Below are 25151 nucleotides of genomic sequence, written 5' to 3' on the forward strand. Positions count from 1 at the left end.
TGACCGATCTTGTCCTTTAGAGTCTGTCTGGAAAAAATTTCACACAATTTGCAAGCGTTTTCTTCAGCATGGCGATGCGGATCATGTTCTCGGCCGTGGCGGTGAGGATCTCCACATCCTTGCTCAGACGCCGAAACAGACCCAGCTAGGCGAAGGTGCGCTCAACCACCCAACGCTTGGGCAGCACAGCCCAGTCGTCTTTGATTTCGATATCTAGGGTTCAAACCCCCGCCTTTCAGGCGGGCAGATTTCATCTTCAGCCCTCTCGCTGCTACGGTTGATCCTGGCCCCTGGAGCAACGAGCGGAGAGAGGATGGATTATCGCTACGGTAGCCACACGGTTTTCCGGATTGAGTATCACTTTGTCTGGGTCACCAAGTATCGCTACAAAGTGCTGAGAGGAGACGTTGGGGAGCGGGTTCGCGAATTGGTGCGGCAGACCTGCGAGTCGTTCGAGATCAGAATCCTCAAAGGGGTCGTGAGTGCGGACCATATCCACATTCTCGTCTCCGCTCCGCCGGAGATGGCGCCGAGCGAGATCATGCGTCGAATCACGGGGCGAACAGCCAGCAAGCTCTTCGAGGAATTCCCGGCGCTGAAGATGCGCTACTGGGGGCGGCACTTTTGGGCACGCGGGTACTTTTGCGCCACCGTTGGCGAGCTGAGTGAGGAGATGATCAAGCAGTACCTGGAGCATCATTTTGAGCCAGACCCAGCGGCTGAATTTCGAGTGGAGCCGTAGACGCGTCGTTCAGTCGACGCGTATCCGGACTTTCAGTCCGTTACTCAAACCCACCGGCTTTAGAGTTATTGTGATTTCTGGTGTACAGGAGCCCGAGGAGGGATGGCGTATCCTGTCGACTGGTCACGACCAAGATCACAGACGACAGAGGTGGATACGCCATGGCCGAGTCTACGCTTGAAGTTCTTTCACAACCAGAGATCGAGGAGCACGACCCGCTGCATGCGTTGCTCAGGAAAGGGGCGCGCGAACTCATCGCTCAGGCCGTCGAGGCGGAGTTGGCGAGCTTTCTGGCCGGGTATGCCGATCAGCGCCTTGAGGATGGGCGCCGAGCGGTGGTCCGCAACGGCTACCTGCCCGAACGGACGGTGCAGACGGGCCTGGGAGACGTGGCGGTGAAGGTGCCGAAGGTCCGTGACCGCCGTGGTGGTGGAGCGGTCTTCCACTCGAGCCTGCTGCCGCCGTATCTGAAGCGCTCGCGCAGTGTCGAGGAACTGATCCCCTGGCTCTACCTCAAGGGGATCTCGACTGGTGACTATCAGGAAGCGCTCGCGGCGTTGCTCGGTGATCGAGCCAAGGGGCTGTCGGCCAACACCATTGTGCGTCTCAAGCAGCAGTGGAGCGAGGAGCATCGGCGCTGGAGCCAGCGCGACCTCAGCGATCGGCGTTACGTCTATTGGTGGGCCGACGGCGTCTACAGCAACGTGCGCCGAGATGATCGCGTCTGTCTGCTGGTGATCGTCGGCGTCACCGAGCATGGCCACAAGGAACGGGTCGCCGTCGAGGATGGCTATCGGGAGTCCGAGGCCAGTTGGGGCAAAGTGCTTACCAGCCTGCGCGAGCGTGGACTGACGGGCGGCCCCAAGCTCGCCGTGGGCGACGGGGCGCTGGGATTCTGGAAGGCGCTCGCCAAGGCCTATCCGGACACCGTCCACCAGCGCTGCTGGGTGCACAAGACAGCCAATGTGCTCGCCAAGCTGCCCAAGTCCGTGCAGCCGAAGGTCAAGGCCGACCTGCAGGAGATCTGGATGGCCGAGACCCGCACATCGGCCAACCAGGCATTCGACCGCGCCCTCAAGCGCTTCGAGGCCAAATATCCGAAGGCCATGGCTTGCCTGGCCAAGGATCGGGAGACCTTGCTCGCCTTCTACGACTATCCGGCCGAGCATTGGGTGCACATTCGCACGACCAACCCGATCGAATCGACCTTCGCCACCGTGCGCCTGCGCACCAACCGCACCCGCAACTGCGGGGCACGCGAGACCACGCTGGCGATGGTCTTCAAGCTGCTCCAGTCGGCGCAGAAGAACTGGAGACGCATCAAGGGATTTGGAAAGTTGGAACTGGTCGTCAATAACGTCCCGTTCCGCGATGGAGAGCCAGTGAACGATCAGTCAGATCGGATCGCCGCCTGATGGAGGCCATACACCAGATTTGACATTAACTCCACGCAGATCAAGCGAAGGCCAAGAAGGCCATCGGCGTGCCACTCAACAACGATGCAGTATTTGTCCTACGCCGCTGGCAAGGAAGACACGCGGAGCGAGTTTTCGCACACCGCAAGCCGAGGAAGGACCTGACACCGGTCTGGATCCCAATTGCCGAGGCCAATAGCGCCGCCAGGCAAAAAGCGCTGAAGCGTGTCGGAATCGAGGATTTCAGCTGGCACGATCTACGTCCACACACGGGCATCCTGGCATATCCAGTCAGGAACACCGCTCAACGTACTGAAGGAGCTGGGAGGGTGGGAGTCGTTTTTGATGGTCGAGAGGTATGCCCATCTCGCGCCCGAGCATTTGGCTGAGCACGCCGCCAGGATCAAAACGGGGCTTTTGTTCGTGCCCGCAAGTGACACAATTCTGGCACAGGGGAGCGAGGGGCAACAAAGAAGCAGAGCGATATTATCGCAACCACTTGATCAAACGACGTAAATATGGAGCTGGCGAACGGATTCGAACCGATGACCTACTGATTACAAATCAGTTGCTCTACCAACTGAGCTACGCCAGCCTAAACGACACTGCGGAAGGGCCACACCACCCTTGAATGGGGATGGCGGGGCGGCGATTATACAGTGAATTCGAAAGTTATCTCAACGTCGCTCTGACGGCGAGGCAACCGCGCGCTCCCACCTGGAGACCAAGACCCATGAGCCTGATCCAGCCTGCTCGAATCCCGTTCGACGACCCGCAGATCGTGGCGGCGCGGACCGATCTCGTCGCTGCCTTGCGTGCCTTCCTGCCAGCCGAATCGGTGCTGGAGAAACAGGAGGAGGTCCGACCCTACGAGTGCGACGGACTGTCCGCCTATCGCCAGTTGCCACTGCTGGTGGTGCTTCCGCGCACGGTCGAAGAGGTGCAGCGCATCCTGCGGCTGTGCAGCGAGCGCAAGGTGCCGGTGGTGGCGCGGGGTGCGGGTACGGGGCTTTCGGGTGGCGCATTGCCGCTCGGAGACGGGCTTCTGCTGAGTCTCGCCCGCTTCAACCGCATCCTGGATCTGGATCCGGTCGCCAGAACGGCGCGCGTTCAGCCGGGCGTGCGCAATCTGGCGATCTCGGAGGCGGCCAAACCGCACGGCCTCTATTACGCCCCCGATCCGTCGAGCCAGATCGCCTGCACCATTGGGGGCAACATCGCCGAGAATTCCGGCGGTGTGCATTGCCTCAAATACGGACTCACGGTCCACAATCTTCTGTCGGTGACCTTCGTGACCATGGATGGGGAGTTGATCGAGCTGGGCTCGGAGGCACTGGACTCGCCCGGCTTCGACCTGCTGGCGCTCTACATCGGCTCCGAGGGCATGCTGGGCGTGACCGTCGAGGTGACGGTGAAGCTGCTCCCGGTTCCAGAGCGCGCCCAGGCGCTACTCGCCGCCTACGATGACGTCGAGAAGGCCGGACAGGCGGTCGGCGACATCATTGCGGCCGGCATCATTCCGGCCGGACTGGAGATGATGGACGGCCCCGCGATCCAGGCCGCCGAGGATTTCGTCCATGCCGGCTATCCAACAGAGGCTGCGGCACTGCTGATCTGCGAGCTGGACGGCACCAACCAGGAGGTCTCCGAGCAGGTGATGCAGGTCCGCGACCTGCTGCTGGAGAGCGGCGCAACCGAGGTCCGCACCTCGCGGGACGATGCCGAACGGCTGCGCTTCTGGCAGGGACGCAAATCGGCCTTTCCGGCGGTGGGCCGCATCTCGCCGGACTACTACTGCATGGACGGCACCATCCCACGCCGCGCACTGCCCGAGGTGCTGCGCCGCACGGCCGAGTTGTCGAAAGAGTATGGGCTCAGGGTGGCGAACGTCTTCCATGCCGGCGACGGCAATATGCACCCATTGATCCTGTTCGATGCCAACGAACCCGGCGAGCTGGAGCGCACCGAGGAGTTGGGCGGCCGTATCCTGGAACTCTGCGTAGAGGTCGGTGGTACCATCACCGGCGAGCACGGCGTCGGGATCGAAAAGATCAATCAGATGTGCGTCCAGTTCAGCCCCGAGGAGCTGCGCCAGTTCCATGCGGTGAAGGAGGCCTTCGATCCGGACGGCCTGTTGAATCCGGGCAAGGGCATTCCGACTCCGCGTCGCTGCTCCGAGTATCGTGAGCTGCCGACCCCGAGGGCTCATCACGCACACCATTGATCACTGTCCTTCGATTCGAAGAAGAAGGCGCGAAGGGCGCAAAGCAAGGCTAGGGTTTGTCATGCATCTCAGTATCCATTCATTGCGGCGGGCCATCGTCCGATGAGCACACCCGACCGTCTGATCAACCCCGAGCCGGCCTCGGACGACAAGGCGATGGATCGCGCAATCCGCCCGCGCCAACTGGCCGACTATGTGGGCCAGCCGGCGGTGCGCGAGCAGATGGAGATCTTCATCGGCGCCGCCCGGGCGCGCAGCGAAGCGCTCGATCATGTCCTCATTTTTGGACCGCCCGGACTCGGCAAAACGACCCTCTCGCACATCATCGCCCACGAGATGCAGGTCAATCTGCGCCAAACCTCGGGACCCGTGCTGGAAAAACCGGGCGATCTAGCCGCCCTACTCACCAATCTAGATCCGGGCGACGTGCTCTTCGTCGACGAGATCCACCGTCTTAGCCCGGTGGTCGAAGAGGTCCTCTATCCGGCGATGGAGGACTATCAGCTCGACATCATGATCGGCGAGGGTCCGGCCGCGCGCTCGATCAAGCTCGATCTGCCCCAGTTCACCCTGGTGGGCGCTACCACCCGCGCCGGCCTACTGACCTCGCCACTGCGCGACCGCTTCGGCATCGTCCAGCGGCTGGAATACTATTCAGCCGAGGACCTTACCCACATCGTCCGGCGCTCGGCCGAGATCCTCGGTATCGAGACCGATCCCGAGGGCGCGGCCGAGATCGCGCGACGCTCGCGCGGCACGCCCCGCATCGCCAACCGGCTGCTGCGACGGGTCAGGGACTTCGCCCAGGTGCGCGCCGACGGACGCATCAGCGTCCAGGTGGCGGATCAAGCGCTGAGCATGCTCAAGGTCGACAAGCAGGGATTCGACCACATGGACCGGCGCCTGCTGGAGGCGGTGATCGAGAAGTTCGATGGCGGTCCAGTCGGCGTGGAGAGCCTGGCTGCGGCGATCGGCGAGGAGCGCGGGACCATCGAAGACGTGCTGGAGCCCTTCCTCATACAGCAGGGCTATCTGATGCGCACCCCGCGCGGCCGCATGGCAACCCAGTCGGCCTACCGGCATTTCGGGTTGCCCGACCCCAAGGGTCGAACGACCACATCCGCCCCCGACCTCTTCGACAGCGCGGACGCCTGACCAAAGGGTCGCCCTCCAGCCTCCAGCCTCAGGCGCCGACGACGCAGCGCAGATCCGCCTGGGGATTATCGCCGGTCAGCTTGAGGTCGTAGCGCTCCTGCAGGATCGCGAAGACGTTGGGCGTGACGAAGGCGGGCGGATTGGGACCGAGGGTGATGCCCTTGACGCCCAGGCTCAAGAGGGTCAGAAAGACGGCGACGGCCTTCTGCTCGAACCAGCTGATCACCAGGGTCAGTGGCAGATCGTTGACGCCGCAGTCGAACGCCTTGGCCAGCGCGACAGCGACCGAGATGGCGCCGTAGGCATCGTTGCACTGTCCCATGTCCATCAGACGCGGGAAGCCGAGGTGTTCGCCGTAGTCATGGTCGCGGATGCGGAACTTGCCGCAGCCCAGGGTGAGGATGAAGGAATCCTTCGGCGTGCTCTGGGCATAGTCGCTGAAATAGTTACGTCCCTTCTCGGCCCCGTCGCAGCCGCCGATGACGAAGAAGCGGCTGATCTGGCCGGCCTTGACCGCGTCGACGATGGTCTGGGCATGATCCAACAGCACGCTGCGGTGGAAACCGATGGTCGACTCGCCGGTGATCCGCTCCTCGCAGGGCTCGCAGCGGCGCGCCTCCTCGATGACGGCGGAGAAATCCTCGTCCAGACGCGGCCCGCCCGGCACGGCCGTGGCGCGCATGGTGAAGAGACGGCCCTTGTAGCTCTCGGGCGGGATCAGCACGCAGTTGGTGGTGGCGACCACCGGCCCCGGGAAGGTGGCGAATTCCTTCTTCTGTTCCTGCCAGGCACCGCCGTAGTGTCCGGCCAGGTTGGGATGCTCGCGCAGCTTGGGATACATGTGGGCCGGCAACATCTCGCCGTGGGTGTAGACCTGAATATCCGTCCCCTCCACCTGCCGGAGCAGATTCCACAGATCCAGCAGATCGTGACCGGTCACAAGGATGCCCGGACCGGCTTGGGTGCCCTCCTTCACCTGGGTCGGAGACGGCTTGCCGAAGGTCTCGACATGCCCCTCGTCGAGCAGCTCCATGACCCTCAGGTTCATCTCGCCGCACTTCAGACAGAGTTCGAGCAGACTTTCGAGGTCGAAATTCACGTTGGTCATGGTCGCGAACAGGGCCTCTTCGATGAAGGCCGAGACCCCTTCGTCGTACTTGCCGAGCCGGCGCGCGTGATGGGCATAGGCGGCCATGCCCTTGAGACCGTAGAGCAGGGTTTCCTGGAGCGACTGGACGTCGGCATCCTTACCGCAAACACCGGGGGAGTTGACGCAAGCCGACTGACGGAAGGTTTGCTCGCACTGATTGCAGAACATTGGGACCTCGGACGAAAAATGGTGGATGGCAGACCAGGCGGCACCCGCTCGTGCGGTTCGATCTTGGACCGGTCGCGGAGCCGCGCTCGGGGCCAAGTCTGGTCGGACCGGGAATCTGGCTCCTTGACCGAGGTCAAATCGCCCAGACCACCGAAAACAGGCACTCCAGACAGTGGCCTTTCGCGTGGCAAGGGGATCGATTCAACCTGGCATGCTCAACAGAAGGTAATTGCCAACCTCGATCAGAGTCTCCATATTGAGCGGATCAGGCATCCGGCCAGCCGCCGAGAACATCAGGAAACCACGACCATGAAAACACTCGCTCTATCACTCACACTCGCCTCCTCCCTGGTGCTCGTGGCATGCGGCACCACCACCGGCTCACGCACGGGCAGCGGCGCCGCCGTTGGCGCCGCCACCGGTGCGGCCATCGGCTCGCTGAGCGGAAATGCCGGCAAAGGCGCCTTGATCGGTGCCGGCGCGGGCGCGCTCGGCGGCTATGTCTATGATAAAAATAAGAAACAGGAAGAATACGACCGAGGATATCGCGATCGCGATCGCGATTATGACGATCACTACCAGCGTTACTGAGCACTGACTCCCCCAGGATCCAGCCGCGCCGATTCGCGACTGGATCCCCATTCATCACTGATTTGACGAGACAGCACCCTATGTCGCAGTTCGAAAACGTCACCGTTATCAAGCAAGCCAACGTCTATTTCGACGGAAAGGTGATCAGCCGTACCCTCTTGTTCGAAGATGGCAGCCGCAAGTCGCTCGGAATCATGCAGCCGGGCACCTTCACGTTCGGAACCCAGTCCGCCGAATTGATGGAAATCCTGACCGGAGATATCGAGGTTCAACTGCCTGGGGTCGGCGGTTGGCGGCGAATCCTTGGCGGCGAATCCTTCGAGGTCCCTGCCGACTCCAGCTTCACCGTCAAGGTCAACGAACTCACCGACTATTGCTGCTCATACCTTCCTTAGCAGGTTTCTCAAACCGAAACGCCTCGAGCGCGCGACGCCCGCTGAGGTAACTGAAGGCCTTTCCGACCCAAGTCACACGCGGCGCGTCTGCTCTCCCAAGGTATGGAACTCACCAATCAGATCATCCTGATCGCCTCTGTCGCGCTCTTCGTCAGCGTCTTGACCTCCGTCCTCACCAGCCGACTTGGGGCGCCATTGCTCCTGGTCTTTCTGGTCATGGGCATGCTGCTGGGCGAGGACGGACCGGGCGGAATCGCCTTCGACGACGTTCAACTCTCGCATCTGCTCGGCAATCTCGCCCTCGCCATCATCCTTTTCGACGGCGGTTTGGCGACGCCCTACAAAAATTTCCGTGTCGGACTCAAACCGGCAGCCGGCCTGGCGACGATCGGGGTGCTCATCACCTCGGTGATGACGGGACTGAGCGCCGCCTGGATACTGGACCTGCCACCGTTCGAGGGGTTGCTACTGGGCGCAATCGTCGGATCCACCGACGCCGCAGCAGTCTTCTCGGTGTTGCGCTCGCAGGGGTTGGAGCTGAAACAACGCATCGGTGCCACACTAGAGATCGAATCGGGCAGCAACGATCCCATGGCGGTCTTCCTGACGATCGCCATGATCGAAATCCTTCTCAGCGACAATCAGAACCCTGGCCTGGTCATGCTGACCGAGTTCCTGCGTCAGATGGGGCTCGGCGCCGGCCTCGGACTCGCTGGCGGATTCACCCTGGTCTGGCTCATCAACCGACTGAAGATGATGCCCGGACTCTACCCGCTCGCCGCCATGGCCGGCGGACTCAGCCTCTTTGCAACGACCACGGCTGCCGGCGGCAGCGGATTCCTCGCCATCTATCTTGCCGGATTGGTCATCGGCAATCGGCCGCTCCAGTTCAGACTCGAAGTGAAGCGCTTCCACGACGGCATCGCGCGGCTGGCCCAGATCGCCATGTTCCTCATGCTGGGTCTGCTGGTCACGCCCTCGGAACTGCTGCCGGTCGCACCCGCAGCGCTCCTCTTCGCCGGGGTGCTCATCTTTCTGGCCCGACCGCTCGCCGTACTCATCTGCCTGCTGCCGTTCCGCTTTCCCTGGCGCGAGCAGGTCTTCATCGGCTGGGTCGGACTGCGCGGGGCCGTCCCCATCGTTCTCGCGCTCTTTCCGCTGCTGGCCGGTCTTCCGCATGCCCAGATGTACTTCAACGTCGTCTTCTTCGTGGTGCTGGTTTCGCTGGTCCTCCAAGGCTGGACTGTCGGCTTGCTGGCGCGCTGGCTGGGACTGGAAGTCCCCCCCACGACCCATCTGGTGCAGCGTGTCGAGCTGGACATTCCAGGACAGCAGGAACTGGAGCTCGTCGGCTACCAGCTCGCCCAGAACGCGCCCATCCTGGTGGACAGGCGCCCCGCGCTCCTCAACCTTCCCAAAGGGGCCAGGATCGTGGCCCTGCTGCGCGACCACCATCTGCTCGACGCTCTGGAGCCATTCGATCCCCAAGCCGGCGACTATCTCTACCTCATGGCGGACCCCAAGGATCTGGCCGAATTGGACCGCCTGTTCGTCGCCCCCACCGAATCGCCCCATCTGAGCGATCAGGCCTTCTTCGGCGCGTTCGTTCTCAACGGCTCGGCTCGACTTGGCGATCTCTGCACCGCCTATGGAATCCAGGTTGAACACCACGACCCCGAGATCACGCTCGACACACTCATCCGCCAAACGCTCTCGGCCCATCCAGTGGTCGGCGATCGACTACAGGTCGGACATCTGGAACTGGTCGTGCGCGAGGTCGAGGACGACCACATCGTCAAGGTTGGACTCAAGCTTCCGGGCGCGGCCTAAGCCGACCCCGAAACCCAAAAAATTCGCTCAACCTGGGGAGAACCAGAATCGACATGCGTACCGAATGAGTCGATCCTCTTCTTATCAGCAAAGCAGCAAGCGCTGATCGATTCCGCGATCCGTTCGCGGTCGTACCGACCCGGCGCTCCGTGGCGAGCGCCGGGTCTAATCAGGATCAACCTTCACGCATCACCCGGATTACAGCGAGAGCCCCATGTCTGACGCCCCTTTCGACCTGGTCGACGCCAAAGACACCTTCACCGACAGCGACTGGTTCCATAGCTGCCGCGAGACTCAAACGCCTTATGTCGTCGTGCGCAGTGGCGAGCGCTCTGCCGACGTGCTGTGGGATTACATCACCCTCCCGCCCTGCTGCGACGCCCGATTGAGGCGGAACTTCATCGCCCTCGAACGCGACGCCCGGGCCATCTTCGAGCAATTCGCACAGCCGGAATCCTACCTGCGGATCAAGCCGACCATGATCTGCTTCGATCATCTGCGCGTCGACCAGGCCAAGTCCGCCGCCGCCGCGCTGTATCGATTGATCGCGCATTATCTTCCAGAGACGGCCATCACAGGCCCCGCTGCGACCAATGCCGACTCCCAGATGCCGCACCCGCCGACCGACTGGCCGAAAACCCACAGCTTATGGGTAGAAGAAGCCGGTCTCGCCTGAAACCGCTAAAACCACATACTGCGCGACAGAAAAACGCAAAACACAATATCTAGTATCTGCGCTGGACATCCCTGCCGAATCCCTTTAACGTTTGGACATCGCCCGACCCACGTCGGGCCACCCTCTCTAGCGCCCGCAATCCATGCGCCGGGCCAGATTCAACGCTCAGCCGAGGACAGATGACCATGCTGAATTGGGACGACCCGCTTTCCACCTCAAAACCCACCGCCCCTCAGCCTGCACAGAGCGCCCAACCCCGGGAGGCCCAGCCCGCGACCTCGACCAGCGCCGTGCCGCCACGCGTCCGCGCCCAGCACACGACGGGACAGGTGCGCCCCGGCCAGGGCCTGGTCGCCAATCACGCCCTCATGACCACGGCAGGCGCGGCACCGGTTGTCGCAGCCGACCCGTTTCTCGCGGAAAACACCCGCGAACCGGAACTGGAGATCCAGGACACACTCCCCCTGGCAAACCGGGCAGCAACCGAAACCGACGAAGCGCTCGCACGGACCCCTGGCGGCGCAACCGGACTGGAGTCGCTGGAGATGGGTGCGGGACGCGTGCGTGTCGACGACAAACGCATCATCAACTGTCACGCCGATCTCAACCAGCTGGTTCCCTTCAAGTACGACTGGGCCTGGCAAAAATATCTGGACGCCTGCGCCAACCACTGGATGCCGCAGGAAATCAACATGAACGCGGACATCGCGCTCTGGAAGGATCCCAACGGCCTGACCGAGGACGAGCGCACTATCATCAAGCGCAATCTCGGCTTCTTCTCGACCGCCGACTCTCTGGTCGCCAACAATCTGGTGCTGGCCGTCTATCGTCACATCACCAACCCCGAATGCCGTCAGTACCTGCTGCGCCAGGCGTTCGAGGAAGCGCTCCACACCCATGCCTATCAGTACGTAGTGGAAAGCCTGGGGCTCGACGAGGGTGAGATCTTCAACATGTACCGCGAACTGCCGGCCGTGGCCCGCAAGGCCGAATGGGCCCTGCCCTTCACGCGCCACCTCGCGGACCCGCACTTCCACACGGGCACGCCAGAGAGCGACCAGCGGTTGCTACGCGAACTGGTCGCCTTCTATGTCGTCTTCGAGGGGATCTTTTTCTACGTCGGATTCGTGCAGATCCTCAGCATGGGTCGACGCAACAAGATGACCGGCACGGCGGAGCAGTTCCAGTACATCCTGCGCGACGAATCGATGCACATGAACTTCGGCATCGACGTCATCAACCAGATCAAGATCGAGAATCCGCACCTCTGGACGCCCGATTTCAAACAGGATCTGGTGCACATGATCCGCGAAGCGGTCGAACTCGAAGCCCAATACGCCCACGACACCATGCCGCGCGGCGTACTCGGGCTGAATGCGTCGATGTTCAAGGAATATCTGCACTTCATCGCCAATCGCCGCTGCGCCCAGATCGGCCTTCCCGAGCAATACGCAGGCGCAACGAACCCCTTCCCCTGGATGTCCGAGGTGCTCGATCTCAAAAAGGAGAAGAACTTCTTCGAAACGCGGGTCACCGAATACCAGACCGGCGGCGCACTGAACTGGGACTGACGCGGAAGACGAGGTCGGGAAGGATCCGGAGGGCGCACCCCCGGATCCATTCGGACGGACTCAATCGTTAGAAGGGGCGGATCTCAACACGACGATTCGCGGCGCGGCCCGAGGCGGTGGCGTTATCCGCGACGGGCTGGGACTCCCCGTAGCCCTTGGCGGTCAGCTGGCTGCCAGGCACACCCAGATCGATCAAACGACTGCGAACGCGCATGGCGCGACGCTCAGACAGATCCTGGTTGTAGGCGTCGCTCGCGTTGCTGTCGGTATATCCAGCAACCTCGTAAGGCTGTTCGGGCATCTGCTTGAGGGCATCGGCCGCCTGAGTGAGCGTGGAATCCGCGCTCGCACTGAGACGGTCCGAGTCATTAGCGAAATTGACCCCTTCGAGCGTGAAGGTCGGCACGGGAGCCGGAGGAGGAGGCGAATTCTTGGGGACAGACGAACAACCAGCCAAGGTGAATGCGGAAACGAACCCCATAGCGAGCGCAAAGCGGACGGACGTTTTTCTCATTTTGTCTTCTCCGATTATCGTGTACAAACCCGCAAGCAGTAAGTACACGGATTTGACGACGCCGGTTCATTAGAATCGGCCTCGGCAAGCGAGTCAACTCGATAAAACATGAACCTATCTCAACCCCGCCAGCACTTGATCGGACTCATCGTCGCCGCTGCGTCATCGAGCGGCATGGCGGCCGACCGAACAATGGACACGGAAACACTGATCACCTCGCCACCCGCTGCGGACTATGCCCTCACCGAAACGGGCGCAACCCTCTCGGTCTGCTACGACTGGTCATGTGCCAATCGCAAACAGGTGACATTCGATGCGACCGAACTCGCACGCGTCAGGGCAGCCATGGACCTCTGTCGAAACGACGGGCTCCATGACCGATTGCAGCGAGCGCGTATTGGCGTCTGGCAGATGGAAGTGCTGGCACAGCAACGCATTCCGGTGCTCGCCAACGACCGAGGATTGAACGATCAAGATGCGGAGGTCGCAGGCCGAACGGACTGCGTCGATAACGCCGCCAACACGACGAGTTACCTCAAGGTCCTAGCCGAGCTTGGCGCACTGCCAGGATGGACGGTCGGCGCACCCGAAGTACGCGATCTCTTCACCAAAGACGTCCACTGGACCGCCACCCTCATCGACGCGGACTCAGGCCACCGCTGGGCGGTGGACTCCTGGTTCCGACCGAACGGACACCTGCCATTCGTGTCCCCCATCTCCGACTGGAGTGCCGCCCACAAACCCTGGGAGGCACCGCTCGATCGCGACAATCCCTACCCGCGCACCGTCGCGGAGCTGTGCCCCAAAACCGAGTAAACGTCGACAGATACCGGAATACGGCACAAAACAAGGAGGAAGCGCAATATCGCGCGCAAAGAAAAAGGGGCTCAGCTTTCGCTGAGCCCCTTTCGGATTGGCGTCCCCACGGGGGTTCGAACCCCGGTTACCGCCGTGAAAGGGCGGTGTCCTAGGCCACTAGACGATGGGGACAGGAACTTAATCCTGATCAATCCGACCCATGACCTAAATAGTCGGATTGTTTTGTTTGGTGGAGCCAGGCGGGATCGAACCGCCGACCTCAACACTGCCAGTGTTGCGCTCTCCCAGCTGAGCTATGGCCCCAGTGCTCTGAGACGCGAAATACTAATGGTGAAAGACGATCTTGTCAAACTTTTATTTTCACCACTTGTCGCGTCGGCTTGAGCCCCATATTTTCTGCTGCGCATTTAGCGGCAGCTAAAGGACTCTTGCCCCACTCAAGGGACGCTTATTATACATACTTTTTACTTTGTCTGGAGTTTTTGATTCATGATGCGCATCATATTGTTTATATTGACAAACGCGGCGATCCTGGTCGTCATCAGCGTCGTTTTCCGCCTGCTCGGCCTCGACGGCGCGCTGCTGCAAAACGGCGGCATCGACATGACCTCGCTCTTGATCATGGCCGCCATCGTGGGTTTCAGTGGGTCGCTGATCTCGCTGTTCCTTTCCAAGACCATGGCCAAACATGGCATGGGCGTTCAGATCATCGACCAGCCGACCAACCCGTTCGAGCAATGGCTGCTGAACACCGTCGCCAACCAATCGGGCCAGGCTGGCATTCGCATGCCAGAGGTCGGCATCTTCAACTCGCCCGAACCGAACGCCTTCGCCACCGGATGGAACCGCAACGATGCGCTGGTCGCCGTCAGCACAGGACTGCTTCAGCACATGAGCCAGGATGAGGTCGAGGCCGTCATCGGACACGAGATCAGCCATGTCGCCAACGGCGATATGGTGACCCTGGCGCTGATTCAGGGCGTCGTGAACACCTTCGTCGTCTTCCTGGCGCGCATCGTCGGGTACTTCGTCGACCGCGTCATCCTCAAAAACGAGGAAGGTCATGGGGCGGGTTACTACATCACCTCGATCGCCGCCGAAATCATGCTCTCGGTGCTCGCGACCATGATCGTCATGTGGTTCTCGCGCTTCCGCGAATACCGGGCCGATGCTGGCGGAGCCAGCCTGACCAGCCGGCATCAAATGGCGAATGCCTTACGCGCACTCCAGCGGGGCCACGAGCCACAGGACCTGCCCGCAGGCGAATTCGCCGCATTCGGCATCTCGGGAAAAATCGGCGAGGGCCTGATGGCCCTCTTTCGCAGCCACCCTCCGCTCGAAAAACGCATCGCGGCGCTGGAGCAGACGCAATATTGAGGTCTGGCCTTAGTCTTCGTAGGGCGACATAGACCGTCAGCCCGCTTGGAGGCGAGAACGCGGAGGCTCCCGCAACAGGAGCACATCCAGACCCTCGAAGGAGGAATACTCGAAGGGGCCAAGGAAGGCCCGGACGTGAAGGTGGCCACCAAGAAGCAAGGACTCTGGTGAAGCGACCTTCGCACGCTTGGATGACGTAAAACCCTGCGTCATCCCCTCTTCATCAGGCTTCGATCGCCCCACCCTTGCCGCAAAACGGCGCAATCAGAACCACATGGCTCATCCAGCCGCCTTGAGCGGAGTCACCTTGTCCGGAGTCTCGGAGGACGCGGAGGCGGCGGACGCCCCGCGCTCCAGTGCCTTGCCCTTAAGCACGCGCTCGACATCACGGGCGTTGCGAGCGAGGTAGATGGTCAATTCCTCCAGATCGGTCTCTGGCAGGTTGGGCAGAACCTGATCCGCGCGCAGCAGATCGGCCAAACGCTCGGCGTTCTCCAAGATACGATCGTAGGCGTCGGCCTCCTTCTTGTCGGTCGTGCGCAAACGCTCCACTCCCTTGCTGTCTCTAACGATGTACTCGATCTCGATCATGGTCGTTGTGTCCCCACAGGTAAGATCTGGATCACAAGTATACCCGTCGTGCGTGGGATTTCCGGTATCGGAGTATGTCCAGCGTCCGTCAGGGCAAGGCGCCGAAACGCGTCGTGGCGGCCCCCACGGCGAGGAGCGGCAACGCGGCCACACCAAACCTCACACATGACCGCAACGTCCAGGTCCCCGAACGGTTACCACATCCCTGTGGCACCCCACTTCATCTACTCGGCGCATTGCCCCAAGGATGCGCAGGATTGTTGCGGGTCAGGCCGCCGTTTAAAGGTGCCCAGTCCGGTCTTGTTGTAGCGCTCCAGGATGAGGCTGTCGGCGCTGCCGCTCGGGCCGATCACGAACTCGGCGCCGCTGAGGCCAAGCGCATTCTCTCCAGTCGTCTCGAACACGAAGAGATTGCCGTCCCAATGCTTCAAAGGGAAGGTCATAGACTGCGGCCCCAAGCTGATCGACATCCCAGTCGAGCCCGCGTTCACCCGCAACGGACCGTAATAGGGACTGTAATAGCTACCCAGATAGGCCGATTGCGCCAGTGACGGCTCGGGACTCGCGGGCGGCACGCTGTAATCGCGCATGAAGTCGCGCTCCTCGGCCCAGAGCTCGGAGAAGAGACCGAAATAGAGGCTCAGCCAGTCCTCCTGCACGGCACCGTCGAGCACCAGATCGAAAAAGGTCTGCGACGTCGCTTCCGCAAGTCCATAGGGCGCGCCATTGGTCAGGACCAGAATGCCGAGGTCGAGCTCCGGATAGAGGGTCACGCTCGTGGCGACCCCGAGAATGAAGGCCCCGGAGTGGCTGAGCTTGGTACGACCGGCATCATCGTAGCTGACGTTCCAACCCAAGCCGTAGAACCCGGAGCGTCCGCCCGCCGTGGGTGCCGGATTGCTGATCGATTGCGGCAACTGCGTCTGCAACAGTGCGGCGGACTGGACCACCTGCTCACCCTCATAACGGCCCTCGTCGAGCGCGAGCTGTGCCCACTTCGCCAGATCGCTCACACTGGTGCTCGCCCCGCCCGCCGGCGACTGGGCATCGGCATCGCGCTCATAGAGCGGCTGGTAAACCCCGTCCACATAGGCGTGAGCAACGGCGCGGTTGGTCCGGCTCAGATAGTCCGCATAGCGGAAGCTGCTCTGGTACATACCGAGCGGCGCGAACAGCCGCTGCTCGGCGACATCGGGCCAGTCCATTCCGGCGGCCGAGGCTCCGGCCAGGACACCGGCCGTGAAGCCGAAATTGGTGTAGGCATTGGTGATGCGGAATGGAGATAGCGGCGCGCACCGCAAACGTTTCAGGATCTCGTCCCGATCGAAGCCCAGATCCTCCAGCAGATCCCCCGCGTGATCGGGCAACCCGCTGCGATGCGAGAGCAGATCGGCGATGGTCACGGTTTGCGTGACCCAGGGGTCGGACAAGACGAAGCTCGGCAGAAAACGAAAGACAGGCGTCTCCCAGGCGACGAGACCATCCCCAACAAGTCCGGCAACGACAGTGGCCGCCAGCGGCTTCGAGACGGAGGCGAGCTGGAAAACCGTCTCCGTATCGACCGGCTCGCCGCCGCCAAGCGCACGGACACCGAAGCCGCGCTGGTAGCGGACCCGGTCACCAGAGATCACGGCGATCGCCATGCCTGGCACACCGGAGCGCTGCAACAACTCCGGCGCCATGCGATCCAACGCCTGGATCGCACTACCGATCCGATCCTCCGTAAGGTCCTCCGCGCCGACCGGCGACACACCAACGGTCGAGATCAAAAGCACCGCACAGGCGCGTCTCGCCGAATTCGCGACATCACTCACCCACATCCCCATAACTCCCCCTATCGTATTGTCAAACCATCGGCGCATCCGCACGACCGCACCAAGGGGACAAGGTTGCGCCCAACTCAGGGGGAATCAATATCAGGCAACCGATGTTTCTGCCCCCCCGTGCACACTCTAGGAGGAATGCGATTTTTGATGGAACCTGTCTTGCGGGACCGCCTATATGACCAGCGTCGGGAGATAGGTGGCGGTGACGATGTAGCCCAGGCCGGCGAGGCCATAAATCAGGACGAGCGGCCAGGCTGTAACGATGGCTGTATCGGCATTCGAAGGTACCATTTCACGCACGCTCTCGACCGCAACCTCACCGCGATCGCCTGTCAGGAAGGAAGGCGGGTGCAGCCATCAGGCCGATCATCAGCGTCGCGATGCCGAGCATCAGCCACATTCCGGCGCTATCCAGACCGATCGCTTCCGCAAGTACCAGCAATTCCGCTGACACGGCAATCCCGACGCCCACGCCCGCATACAGCAGCGGCGCACCCCACGAATGACCGCGATGTTCCAGCAGCCACAGGGAGGCGGCGACCATGGACAACGCGCTGAACAGCCCCGCGATGCCACGTACCGCCACAATCGTCCAGGTAGACGTCAACAGCGCGAGCACCGCCAGACAGAGGGCGGTACCCAGAATCGACAACTGGCAAAACCAGTGGGCCGTGTGGGCGCGTAGACGAACGGCGAACAGGGCTCCCACCAGATAGCCGGCGTAATTGGCGGAGGCAGCCAGACTGCCGCCGCGCAGGCTGAGCACCCCTTCGTTCACCATGTGCGGGTAAATGGCGGTGAAGGCAAAGCGGCCAAAGCCCATGCCAATGGTCAGCACCAGGGCAGCCTGGATGGCGGATCGCCACTCGGCACGGTAGGCCGTTCGGGCGGCGGACGAGGTGCTCATGACTGCGCACCGTCCAGTTGCCGCATCAGATGCTGAAACGCGGGCACCTTATAGCCCTCGCGCCAAACCAGCAGCGTGTCGGACTGGCCTGCCGGCAACGCTTTGCAGTCGGGCGGCGTGCTCGTCAGCTTCAGCACGCTCGCAGGCAGCAGCGCCACGCTCGACCCTGCCGCAACACAAGCCGTCATCGCATGGTAGGAGGCCATTTCCTGGATTCTCCAGGTCGTCGAACCGGCAATGCCGAGCAGGTTCTCGGCCATGCTGCGATAGGTGCAGCCCTGCGGGAAAGCGGCCAGTGAGCGCGTCTGGATGTCGGCAACCTGATCGCAGCCGGATTCATGAGCGGGCAGCAGCAATTGCAGATTTTCGCGCCACAGGGGGCGGGATGTCAGTCCCAGATCGCCCAGCGCCGAAGCGCTCTCGAAGGATGGAGGCAACGCGATGAAGGCACAATCGAGCTGGCCGGCACGCACCTTTTCAAGCAGCGGCCGCGATGGGCCGGTGGTCAACTCCAGGCGTGTCTCCGGGAAACCGGCGTGGTAGCTGGCCAGTACCGATGGCAGCCGGCTCGCGGCTGTACTTTCCATGCTACCGATACGCAGGGTACCGCCATGTACTCCACCGGAGACAACATGCCGGGCCTCCTCCTCAAGAGCCATCATGCGACTCGCATAGTCGAGAAAGTCCTCGCCCGCAGCGGACAGTGACAATCGCTTCCCAATCCGCACGAACAGGTCCGCACCCAAATCCGCTTCCAACTGCTGGATGCGGGTGGTCACGTTGGACGGTGCCCGACCAAGCCGGGTGGCGGCATGGGTGATGCTCAATTCGCTGGCCACGGTACAGAAGATTCGGAGCGATTCGGAATCCATGCTTTTCCTCTTGAGAGAAGCTTTGCTGTGAAATATTCTCTTTTGAAGAATATATCACGACACTTATTCTCAAATACAGAATGAAAAGCCATGAACATAGATCAGGAATTTCTCGCCAGGCTCGGTATCCGCCTCCCGATCGTCCAGGCGCCCATGGCCGGGGTGTCCACGCCTCAGCTTGCTGCGGCCGTCTCCAACGCTGGCGGACTTGGATCGATTGGGATCGGTGCCGTTTCAGCCGAGCAGGGGCGTCAGCAAATCGAAGCAACACGCGCGTTGACGGACCGTCCCTTCAACGTCAACGTGTTTTGCCATGCCCCCGCACAACGCGATCCGGAACGCGAGGCCGCCTGGCTGGAGCATCTAGCCCCATTGTTCGCAGAGGCTGGCGTTGAACCTCCGGCGGCACTCAACGAGATCTATACCTCCTTCCTGGATGACGACGACCTATTCCACATGCTGCTGGAGCAGCGCCCGGCAGTGGTCAGTTTTCACTTCGGAGTGCCTTCGCCCGATCGGGTCCGGGCTCTGAGTCAGGCTGGCATTTACACGATGGCAACGGCGACCCATGTGCAGGAAGCCGATCTCATTGAGCAGGCCGGCATCGACGCCATTGTGGCGCAGGGGATAGAGGCTGGCGGACATCGCGGTATTTTTGATGCGGACGCCGACGATGAAGGGCTCGCCACCTCCGTGCTCGTCCGGATGCTGATGCACAGGACCCGGCAGCCCGTGATTGCCGCAGGCGGGATCATGGATGGTCAGGGCATTCGAGCCGTGCTTGACCTGGGCGCGGCGGCCGCGCAGCTGGGCACCGCGTTTGTTCTATGCCCCGAGTCTTCCGCCAACGAGAGTTATCGTCAAAATCTCAAGAGCACCCGGGCGGCCACAACGCGGCTGACCCGAGTGCTTTCCGGTCGTCCCGCCCGGGGCCTCATCAATCGGTTGGTGCGGCATGGCGAGGCTGCCGGCAGCCCGGCGCCGGCCGCCTATCCCCTCGCCTATGACGCAACAAAACAATTGGCGGCCGCTGCCGCGAAGCTGGGCCTGACCGAATTTGCCGCGCAATGGGTGGGACAGGGTGCGCCGTTAGCACGGGAACGACCAGCCGCAAAGCTTGTTGAAATGTTGGCTCGTGAACTGGAAAGGTGCTGAATCCTTTAATTCGTGGTCGATATGATGTGGACTTGCTTTCGATGCCAAGGGGAGGTCATTTCAAATAGAGGTAAAAATTAGCAAGACCTGTCCCCGTGCGTCCGCTTGCTTGAACGCGCAGCCACGTCGGACGCGTAAACAGGCAGGCAAACGGCTGCAGAACAGATACAATCGAGGTCGACAGAAGGCGCATCGGTGTACTCATCTGGCGTTTTGGTCGACATCAGACGATATCGCCCGCGCCCCTCTGCCGCCAACCCATCCGAGTCTGTCTCTATCGCTCTGGGCATCACTCAGCACACCCGCCAAGACTCAAAAATGGCAAAGTCGAGTTTTAGAAGTCTAAATTATAACTGAGCCAAATGACCCAAAAGGGAGGGGTTCTAATATGGCTATAAGCATTGATCCCAATCAACGACATATTCCAAATATATCGCCCAGTAGTGGTTATCAAAATTCTGAATCAAAGCAAACCCTCTCGACTGAATCACCCGCCATCCCTCAAGAAAAACAAAGTAAAACACTAAGCAATCTGAATGATGTAGATGTTAGTAGCCTGAAATTCTCTGAGGTCTATCCACCTGGGACGAAGGTATTTGTAGGTAATAATCGTATCATCATTATGAAAAATGATGAGCTAGGTGGTCGAATGGAAAAAATTTTCAACCGGCTTTCCGAAGATCAGGGAAAAATCCTGCTCGACATGGGATTGATGGAAGATGAAAATTTCCTCGAATTTGCCGAGCAACTCAGCGATGAAGACTTGAGCAATCTGGCTCGTACAGCCGCGGCCTTGCAGACTCAAGGAACAGATCGTAGGTATGTCCATTTAAGGGCTCCCGGTATAGCTGAGGTGAACAACTTTATTCAGAGCCTGAAAAAAATGGACACCGAGACGGCTTCCAGAGTTTTGGAGAAAACAAACCAACTGAGCTTACCAGTCCCTTTAATTAAGAACCCCTCAACGTATTTGGCAAATGGTACTCAGCCAAATAGCTCTCCTGCGGCCAATGATCTTCATAATTTCGTCAAAGCCATTAATGCTATTGACTCTGAAAATATAGAGGAGACGGTCAACTCTATTTTTGACAATTTGAGCAAATACAGTGATAGCCAAGAAAGTCAATTACTTGAAATATTGGGAAGTAACCCGGACGTAGGAATACGTCTAATGGAAGAACTGTCAGACTTTAAGGAGGACACTCAGGACAAGGTTATTGGCTACATGTCTGGTCTTATTCAATCAATTTCCCCTTTTGCAATGAACAACCCTCCAGTGCTGGATCACAGTCCACTGACTACGTGGCAGGGAACCAGACTTGATTACGATGCCAATGCAGAATCTATCAATAAGGAAATGATTAATCAGTTTACCTCATTGATGGAGAACTACGATTTCAACGATACCCAGCTCAGTAAGATGACGTCTGAGCTGAGTGAGCTGGATAATCTCAACCAACGCGCATATCTTGATATTACCACCGTAGGCTTGGAGCGCTTACTTGGAAGTGACAAAGAGCAGCCCGTTAACCTGGAGAGTAATCATGAAACAATGGATATCATAGAACGATTACGCTCTAGCAATACTGCAAGACTGCTTATTTCTGAATCGCGTTTCGGAGAAAAGAGTATTGATGATGGACAGACTTATTATGAGCTTAAGGATTCAGGAGCGGGAAGGCAAGATCAAAAACAAACCATTGAGCTGCTGATAACAGATGCATGGTTAAATCGAGAAGAGCCGCGCCGCGCTGCCAGCCTCGCTACCAAGCTTTCAAGTTTAGAAGCAAACCAGAGAGATGAGTTGGTTAATGAACTACAGCAACTCGATCGAACTGACAAGGCTCTCAGTAATTATGGGCCTAAAGAGGACCATTTTGAAAGATTTATTGAACGCACCAACGTCATTCACGAAAGCAATGACCTCAATGCTCTCTTAAGCGCTACAGAAAAACTGGATGAAGGGGTGAAAGATGATTTCTGGCGGGCTGCTAATTTCCTGAAGGAAGACGTCAACAAGATGATTGATGTTGTTAATCAATTCGCCAGCAAAGAGGTTGAATCTCTGATCGACTATATCAACAACCTTTCAGATCAGGTTGATCAAGAAGAGCTGAAGTAAGAGGTTACTCGGGAAAAGCTAATAAATCTATCGCTCAAGATAAAGCGAGTTTCGAGTTGCGGGGACACCGAGTTCCGGAGACAGCTTACTGAATGTCCTAGACGACATACGACGGATGGGTTAGAACACAAATCGATGCTTCAGTAGCGATGGATCGAGTATAGCCATTTAATGCTCCGGACTTTGCAATTAAGCAGCATACAGTCAGATCTTGCTTATTGCGCAAAAAACAAGACCTGCCCCCGCAGCCCTTAGATTTCATTCGCCTTCCATCCTTCCGAGAATAAACGCGAACTATAGGCTCTATTGATTTCATCTGGTGATGCGTTACATCCACTAAACTGAATCACCACCTTCTTGCTTTTTAATTTTTCTTTTAATTTTATTGCCGCCATGATTGTTGAAGCTCCCGCTCCTTCAACAAAATTATGCGTGTAGTATCCAGCTAGCGCGATTCCTTCATATATTTCTTCTTCAGTGAGAAGAACAAAGTCTTCCATATTATTTTTGTATATCTCAAATGGAACCTCGTATGCAATACCTGTAGCAAATCCACCAGCAAACGTGGTATTTGCGGAGGAAACTATTTCACCTATTTTCCATGATTTGAATGCGGCACTGGAGGATTCTGCCTGTACTGCAAATATTTGAATATTTGGATTAATTGTTTTCAATACCATTGAAGCTGCTGCTGCTTCACTACCTGCACCAATCGGTAGAATAACAGCATCCAAATCAGGGACTGCTTCAATAATTTCGACGAACTCTGTACCGACACCATTAATCAGGTGGGGTTCATTAGCGGGATGCACATAATATAGATTTTCCTTTTCTGACAGTTCATTAACGACAGCCGAGGCTTCCTCAAAGGTTTTACCCGCCTCAATCAAAGTAGCACCTGTTAATGTTATGCTTCTGTTTTTTACCTGATTATTATTCTCCGGAACAACAATAGTTGCTTCAACACCAAGCCATGCTGCGGATTGGGCTATGGAAAGACCGTGATTTCCGGTTGAAAATGTGATCACTCCGTTTATACCAGTGTTCTTTAAATGATGCATGACGTTAATTCCACCTCGAACCTTGAAAGAACCGGTGGGATTGTGATTTTCATGTTTCACAAAAATCTCGGCATCTATTAAAGAAGACAGATTCTCATATCGAGTAAGGCATGTTGGTGTCAGGTGGCCAGATACCACAGCTCGGGCTTTGAGAACCTCTGCGTAGGAGATCGGATATTTTTTATGGTCAATCATTGTTATTAGTCTCTATTTTGAAATCTAAAGCATAGTAGGATCAGGCCTTGCTTATTACGCAAAAAACAAGACCTGACCCCGCAGTCCCCCAGCGCAGTCCCCCAGCAGTCCCCCAGCGCGCGATCGGGTCGACTCAATCAACCGCGCAGCCAGTTCCCTAATCCAATCCCAATGAAATTGGCGATGGCGTAGCCGAACACGCCGCAGAGGATGACGGGGATGACCAGTTCGTCCCAGCGCTTCGACAGCGCCATGGCCGCCGCCGTGGTGGGACCGCCGCAGTTGGTGTTGGAGGCGACGGCGATCTCTCGCAGGTCGAGCCGCGCGATCCAGCCGCCGATCAGCAGGAAGACCAGATGGACGGCGATGAGGACGCTCAGGAACAGCACGACAACCGGACCGATCTCGATCACGGCCGGCACACTGGCGGCCGCGCCGATGACGACAAAAAAGATCTGCATCAGCCCCAGACCAAGGGACTGGATACCTCGGATCGACGCGATCGGACGGCTCGCGAACGTCGCGACCGCGACGGCCAATGCTGAGGTCCAGAGGATGCCCGCCCCGGCGAACGCGGTGAAGCCGGCCACCCAGTCGCCGACGAAACAGATGGCCGCCGCGACGCCCAGGGTCGTCAGCACATCGAATGCGCGCAGGCTCCCCTCCGCCTCCACGACCGCCGGGTGCTCTCCGCGTGGCGTGGTCTCGCGCGCTAGGGCTCGGCGGGCATAGAGGCGCTGCAGGAATGGCATCTCGGGCAACGAGAACAGCAGCGCAAAATAGGCCGCCATCACCAGATTGTCCGCCGCCATGGCACCCGCCTGGATGCTCGGAAAGGCGTCCAGACCCAGGGCCTGAGAGGTGGCGAGGAAGTTGATCGACCCGCCGATGTAGCTGGCGGCGAAGGTCCCGGTCAACTCGGCCGCATGCGGAACCGAGGAGAAGAGCGCGTAGGTCGCGAGCGCGCCGAGCACCGTCCCGAAGGCACCGATCGAAAAGGCCAGCATCAGACGCCCGGTTTCCCGGAAGATGCGTCGCAGATCGGCATGCAGCAGGAGCAGAACCAAACCAAACGGCAGAGCCTGACTCCAGATGAAGTCGTACACCGGGGAACTGAACGGCAGGATACCCAGGTTGGAGCACAGCATACCGCCGAGGATCCCCATGACGACGCTCGATATCCGCCGCCCGATGCCCTTGTGCTCCAGCCAAATCGCGAGTGCGCCGACGAGGGCCAGGACGGCGATGATGCCAAAGACCGAATCTGCGGGAACGAGCGAGACCGACATCGCATATCTCTCCGGAGAGGAACCGGAGCCGGATTATACCCTCCAGGCGAAGGGTTTTGACGCGAGCACCGATCGGACGATGGCGCGGCCGAACGGCCGTTGCACTGGATGTGCTCGACCCCGTCCTTCGATGGGCATTCATTGCACCAACACACAGGGTCGCTATACGCCCAAAGTAGGGCTCCTTTTCTCGGGCTGGGTTCTGTTGTCCCTGGCCCTCAAGCGGTCTTATAAGCCCCTGCGACTCCCGTGGCAGCTCAACTCGATTTCGGACTCGGCTGATACGAGCATACGAGCATAGTAGGTAGAGTAGAGAGCAGGCATCCCGCACCCGTAGACCCGGCCTATCTGTTGCCGCCCCTTTCGTTTGGCGGTGCCTCACTAGCCGAATCATAGGCACAGGAGACCAGCCCTCCCTCATCAATCCGTGCATACGGTTTTCCCGTACACGGCTTTCCGATGTGCTTCACGCCGAGGCATGCGCCGATGTCCAGCCTGCGGTGGTT

At 59.4% G+C, this 25151-nt stretch carries 23 protein-coding genes and 3 tRNA genes; 14 read left to right on the forward strand and 12 right to left on the reverse strand.

Going from position 1 to position 25151, the window contains the following annotated elements:
* The 3 genes from THIDRDRAFT_RS26565 to THIDRDRAFT_RS21365 form a co-directional block, all read left to right on the forward strand.
* On the forward strand, positions 1-217 hold a 217-nt coding region (locus tag THIDRDRAFT_RS26565), incomplete at its 5' end, for a hypothetical protein (RefSeq protein WP_040845726.1).
* Positions 218-313: 96 nt separating this feature from the next.
* Complete coding sequence (gene tnpA / locus THIDRDRAFT_RS21360) at positions 314-742, forward strand: IS200/IS605 family transposase (protein WP_007043007.1); 429 nt, start codon at positions 314-316, stop codon at positions 740-742.
* 161 nt (positions 743-903) lie between these two features.
* Positions 904-2157: an IS256 family transposase gene (locus THIDRDRAFT_RS21365; protein ID WP_007043008.1), complete on the forward strand. Its 1254-nt coding sequence runs from the start codon at positions 904-906 to the stop codon at positions 2155-2157.
* Between the two features lie 519 nt (positions 2158-2676).
* On the opposite strand, the gene THIDRDRAFT_RS21370 is transcribed toward THIDRDRAFT_RS21365, so the two are convergent.
* Positions 2677-2752: transfer RNA gene (locus THIDRDRAFT_RS21370), tRNA-Thr, on the reverse strand.
* Positions 2753-2890: 138 nt separating this feature from the next.
* Between THIDRDRAFT_RS21370 and THIDRDRAFT_RS21375 the strand changes: the two genes are divergently transcribed.
* Positions 2891-4381, forward strand: a complete 1491-nt coding sequence (locus tag THIDRDRAFT_RS21375) for an FAD-linked oxidase C-terminal domain-containing protein (protein WP_007043009.1) — start codon at positions 2891-2893, stop codon at positions 4379-4381.
* Positions 4382-4483: 102 nt separating this feature from the next.
* Positions 4484-5536, forward strand: coding sequence for a Holliday junction branch migration DNA helicase RuvB (gene ruvB, locus THIDRDRAFT_RS21380; protein ID WP_007043010.1), 1053 nt, complete (start codon positions 4484-4486; stop codon positions 5534-5536).
* A 28-nt stretch (positions 5537-5564) separates the two neighbouring features.
* Here ruvB and hcp read toward each other — a convergent pair whose 3' ends face one another.
* Entirely contained in the window at positions 5565-6854 is a 1290-nt protein-coding gene (gene hcp, locus THIDRDRAFT_RS21385; RefSeq protein ID WP_007043011.1) for a hydroxylamine reductase, read from the reverse strand.
* A 123-nt stretch (positions 6855-6977) separates the two neighbouring features.
* Here hcp and THIDRDRAFT_RS26940 point away from each other — a divergent pair, with 123 nt between their 5' ends.
* The 5 genes from THIDRDRAFT_RS26940 (at position 6978) to THIDRDRAFT_RS21410 (ending at position 11917) form a co-directional block, all read left to right on the forward strand.
* Positions 6978-7445, forward strand: a complete 468-nt coding sequence (locus THIDRDRAFT_RS26940) for a YMGG-like glycine zipper-containing protein (RefSeq protein WP_245535911.1) — start codon at positions 6978-6980, stop codon at positions 7443-7445.
* Positions 7446-7525: 80 nt separating this feature from the next.
* The gene (ppnP, locus tag THIDRDRAFT_RS21395) at positions 7526-7840 is read left to right on the forward strand and encodes a pyrimidine/purine nucleoside phosphorylase (protein ID WP_007043013.1); all 315 of its coding nucleotides are present in this window, start codon (positions 7526-7528) and stop codon (positions 7838-7840) included.
* A 102-nt stretch (positions 7841-7942) separates the two neighbouring features.
* Positions 7943-9670, forward strand: a complete 1728-nt coding sequence (locus THIDRDRAFT_RS21400; RefSeq protein ID WP_007043014.1) for a potassium/proton antiporter — start codon at positions 7943-7945, stop codon at positions 9668-9670.
* 214 nt (positions 9671-9884) lie between these two features.
* Positions 9885-10346, forward strand: a complete 462-nt coding sequence (locus THIDRDRAFT_RS21405) for a hypothetical protein (protein WP_007043015.1) — start codon at positions 9885-9887, stop codon at positions 10344-10346.
* A gap of 185 nt (positions 10347-10531) precedes the next feature.
* Positions 10532-11917, forward strand: a complete 1386-nt coding sequence (locus THIDRDRAFT_RS21410) for a ribonucleotide-diphosphate reductase subunit beta (RefSeq protein WP_007043016.1) — start codon at positions 10532-10534, stop codon at positions 11915-11917.
* Positions 11918-11984: 67 nt separating this feature from the next.
* Here the strand turns inward: THIDRDRAFT_RS21410 and THIDRDRAFT_RS21415 are convergent, their stop codons facing one another.
* Positions 11985-12431, reverse strand: coding sequence for an OmpA family protein (locus THIDRDRAFT_RS21415; RefSeq protein ID WP_007043017.1), 447 nt, complete (start codon positions 12429-12431; stop codon positions 11985-11987).
* Between the two features lie 108 nt (positions 12432-12539).
* Here THIDRDRAFT_RS21415 and THIDRDRAFT_RS21420 point away from each other — a divergent pair, with 108 nt between their 5' ends.
* Positions 12540-13247 (forward strand): hypothetical protein, encoded by a 708-nt coding sequence (locus tag THIDRDRAFT_RS21420; protein WP_007043018.1) that lies wholly within the window; start codon positions 12540-12542, stop codon positions 13245-13247.
* Between the two features lie 98 nt (positions 13248-13345).
* On the opposite strand, the gene THIDRDRAFT_RS21425 is transcribed toward THIDRDRAFT_RS21420, so the two are convergent.
* Both THIDRDRAFT_RS21425 and THIDRDRAFT_RS21430 read right to left on the reverse strand, forming a co-directional pair.
* Positions 13346-13421, reverse strand: a tRNA-Glu gene (locus THIDRDRAFT_RS21425).
* Between the two features lie 56 nt (positions 13422-13477).
* Positions 13478-13553 (reverse strand) — tRNA-Ala (locus THIDRDRAFT_RS21430).
* Between the two features lie 186 nt (positions 13554-13739).
* Between THIDRDRAFT_RS21430 and htpX the strand changes: the two genes are divergently transcribed.
* On the forward strand, positions 13740-14627 hold the full coding sequence (htpX, locus tag THIDRDRAFT_RS21435) for a protease HtpX (protein ID WP_007043019.1): 888 nt from the start codon (positions 13740-13742) through the stop codon (positions 14625-14627).
* A 279-nt stretch (positions 14628-14906) separates the two neighbouring features.
* Here htpX and THIDRDRAFT_RS21440 read toward each other — a convergent pair whose 3' ends face one another.
* From THIDRDRAFT_RS21440 to THIDRDRAFT_RS21455, 5 genes are all read right to left on the reverse strand, one after another.
* Complete coding sequence (locus THIDRDRAFT_RS21440; protein WP_007043020.1) at positions 14907-15218, reverse strand: YebG family protein; 312 nt, start codon at positions 15216-15218, stop codon at positions 14907-14909.
* A gap of 224 nt (positions 15219-15442) precedes the next feature.
* On the reverse strand, positions 15443-17038 hold the full coding sequence (locus THIDRDRAFT_RS21445) for a serine hydrolase (RefSeq protein WP_007043021.1): 1596 nt from the start codon (positions 17036-17038) through the stop codon (positions 15443-15445).
* A 177-nt stretch (positions 17039-17215) separates the two neighbouring features.
* Complete coding sequence (locus tag THIDRDRAFT_RS27400) at positions 17216-17335, reverse strand: YbfB/YjiJ family MFS transporter (protein WP_007043022.1); 120 nt, start codon at positions 17333-17335, stop codon at positions 17216-17218.
* A 25-nt stretch (positions 17336-17360) separates the two neighbouring features.
* On the reverse strand, positions 17361-17951 hold the full coding sequence (locus THIDRDRAFT_RS21450) for a YbfB/YjiJ family MFS transporter (protein ID WP_007043023.1): 591 nt from the start codon (positions 17949-17951) through the stop codon (positions 17361-17363).
* A complete protein-coding gene (locus tag THIDRDRAFT_RS21455; RefSeq protein ID WP_007043024.1) occupies positions 17948-18823 on the reverse strand; it encodes a LysR family transcriptional regulator in 876 nt (291 codons plus the stop codon). The genes THIDRDRAFT_RS21450 and THIDRDRAFT_RS21455 overlap by 4 nt, the downstream gene beginning before the upstream one ends.
* A 90-nt stretch (positions 18824-18913) precedes the next feature.
* On the opposite strand from THIDRDRAFT_RS21455, the gene THIDRDRAFT_RS21460 reads away from it, so the two are divergent.
* Together THIDRDRAFT_RS21460 and THIDRDRAFT_RS25935 are read left to right on the forward strand one after the other, a co-directional pair.
* Positions 18914-19978: an NAD(P)H-dependent flavin oxidoreductase gene (locus tag THIDRDRAFT_RS21460; protein WP_007043025.1), complete on the forward strand. Its 1065-nt coding sequence runs from the start codon at positions 18914-18916 to the stop codon at positions 19976-19978.
* A gap of 388 nt (positions 19979-20366) precedes the next feature.
* Positions 20367-22100, forward strand: a complete 1734-nt coding sequence (locus tag THIDRDRAFT_RS25935) for a hypothetical protein (RefSeq protein ID WP_139058852.1) — start codon at positions 20367-20369, stop codon at positions 22098-22100.
* Positions 22101-22351: 251 nt separating this feature from the next.
* On the opposite strand, the gene THIDRDRAFT_RS25010 is transcribed toward THIDRDRAFT_RS25935, so the two are convergent.
* Positions 22352-23356 carry a threonine ammonia-lyase gene (locus THIDRDRAFT_RS25010; protein ID WP_007043028.1) on the reverse strand — a complete coding sequence of 335 codons (1005 nt, stop codon included), beginning with the start codon at positions 23354-23356 and terminating at the stop codon, positions 22352-22354.
* A gap of 137 nt (positions 23357-23493) precedes the next feature.
* Positions 23494-24645 carry a DUF819 family protein gene (locus THIDRDRAFT_RS21470; protein ID WP_007043029.1) on the reverse strand — a complete coding sequence of 384 codons (1152 nt, stop codon included), beginning with the start codon at positions 24643-24645 and terminating at the stop codon, positions 23494-23496.
* Between the last annotated feature and the right edge of the window lie 506 nt (positions 24646-25151).

The sequence above is a fragment of the Thiorhodococcus drewsii AZ1 genome (assembly GCF_000224065.1).
Lineage (GTDB): Bacteria > Pseudomonadota > Gammaproteobacteria > Chromatiales > Chromatiaceae > Imhoffiella > Imhoffiella drewsii.

What these genes read in the sequence shown, in the direction of transcription:
- THIDRDRAFT_RS21420 (WP_007043018.1), top strand. Translation starts at nt 12,540, where the DNA reads ATGAACCTATCTCAACCCCGCCAGCACTTGATCGGACTCATCGTCGCC.
- THIDRDRAFT_RS21450 (WP_007043023.1), bottom strand. Translation starts at nt 17,951, where the DNA reads ATGAGCACCTCGTCCGCCGCCCGAACGGCCTACCGTGCCGAGTGGCGA.
- THIDRDRAFT_RS21410 (WP_007043016.1), top strand. Translation starts at nt 10,532, where the DNA reads ATGCTGAATTGGGACGACCCGCTTTCCACCTCAAAACCCACCGCCCCT.
- THIDRDRAFT_RS21455 (WP_007043024.1), bottom strand. Translation starts at nt 18,823, where the DNA reads ATGGATTCCGAATCGCTCCGAATCTTCTGTACCGTGGCCAGCGAATTG.
- THIDRDRAFT_RS21375 (WP_007043009.1), top strand. Translation starts at nt 2,891, where the DNA reads ATGAGCCTGATCCAGCCTGCTCGAATCCCGTTCGACGACCCGCAGATC.
- THIDRDRAFT_RS21445 (WP_007043021.1), bottom strand. Translation starts at nt 17,038, where the DNA reads ATGTGGGTGAGTGATGTCGCGAATTCGGCGAGACGCGCCTGTGCGGTG.
- htpX (WP_007043019.1), top strand. Translation starts at nt 13,740, where the DNA reads ATGATGCGCATCATATTGTTTATATTGACAAACGCGGCGATCCTGGTC.
- tnpA (WP_007043007.1), top strand. Translation starts at nt 314, where the DNA reads ATGGATTATCGCTACGGTAGCCACACGGTTTTCCGGATTGAGTATCAC.
- THIDRDRAFT_RS21400 (WP_007043014.1), top strand. Translation starts at nt 7,943, where the DNA reads ATGGAACTCACCAATCAGATCATCCTGATCGCCTCTGTCGCGCTCTTC.
- hcp (WP_007043011.1), bottom strand. Translation starts at nt 6,854, where the DNA reads ATGTTCTGCAATCAGTGCGAGCAAACCTTCCGTCAGTCGGCTTGCGTC.
- THIDRDRAFT_RS21470 (WP_007043029.1), bottom strand. Translation starts at nt 24,645, where the DNA reads ATGTCGGTCTCGCTCGTTCCCGCAGATTCGGTCTTTGGCATCATCGCC.
- THIDRDRAFT_RS25010 (WP_007043028.1), bottom strand. Translation starts at nt 23,356, where the DNA reads ATGATTGACCATAAAAAATATCCGATCTCCTACGCAGAGGTTCTCAAA.
- THIDRDRAFT_RS21365 (WP_007043008.1), top strand. Translation starts at nt 904, where the DNA reads ATGGCCGAGTCTACGCTTGAAGTTCTTTCACAACCAGAGATCGAGGAG.
- THIDRDRAFT_RS25935 (WP_139058852.1), top strand. Translation starts at nt 20,367, where the DNA reads ATGGCTATAAGCATTGATCCCAATCAACGACATATTCCAAATATATCG.
- ruvB (WP_007043010.1), top strand. Translation starts at nt 4,484, where the DNA reads ATGAGCACACCCGACCGTCTGATCAACCCCGAGCCGGCCTCGGACGAC.
- THIDRDRAFT_RS21415 (WP_007043017.1), bottom strand. Translation starts at nt 12,431, where the DNA reads ATGAGAAAAACGTCCGTCCGCTTTGCGCTCGCTATGGGGTTCGTTTCC.
- THIDRDRAFT_RS21460 (WP_007043025.1), top strand. Translation starts at nt 18,914, where the DNA reads ATGAACATAGATCAGGAATTTCTCGCCAGGCTCGGTATCCGCCTCCCG.
- THIDRDRAFT_RS27400 (WP_007043022.1), bottom strand. Translation starts at nt 17,335, where the DNA reads ATGGTACCTTCGAATGCCGATACAGCCATCGTTACAGCCTGGCCGCTC.
- ppnP (WP_007043013.1), top strand. Translation starts at nt 7,526, where the DNA reads ATGTCGCAGTTCGAAAACGTCACCGTTATCAAGCAAGCCAACGTCTAT.
- THIDRDRAFT_RS21440 (WP_007043020.1), bottom strand. Translation starts at nt 15,218, where the DNA reads ATGATCGAGATCGAGTACATCGTTAGAGACAGCAAGGGAGTGGAGCGT.
- THIDRDRAFT_RS21405 (WP_007043015.1), top strand. Translation starts at nt 9,885, where the DNA reads ATGTCTGACGCCCCTTTCGACCTGGTCGACGCCAAAGACACCTTCACC.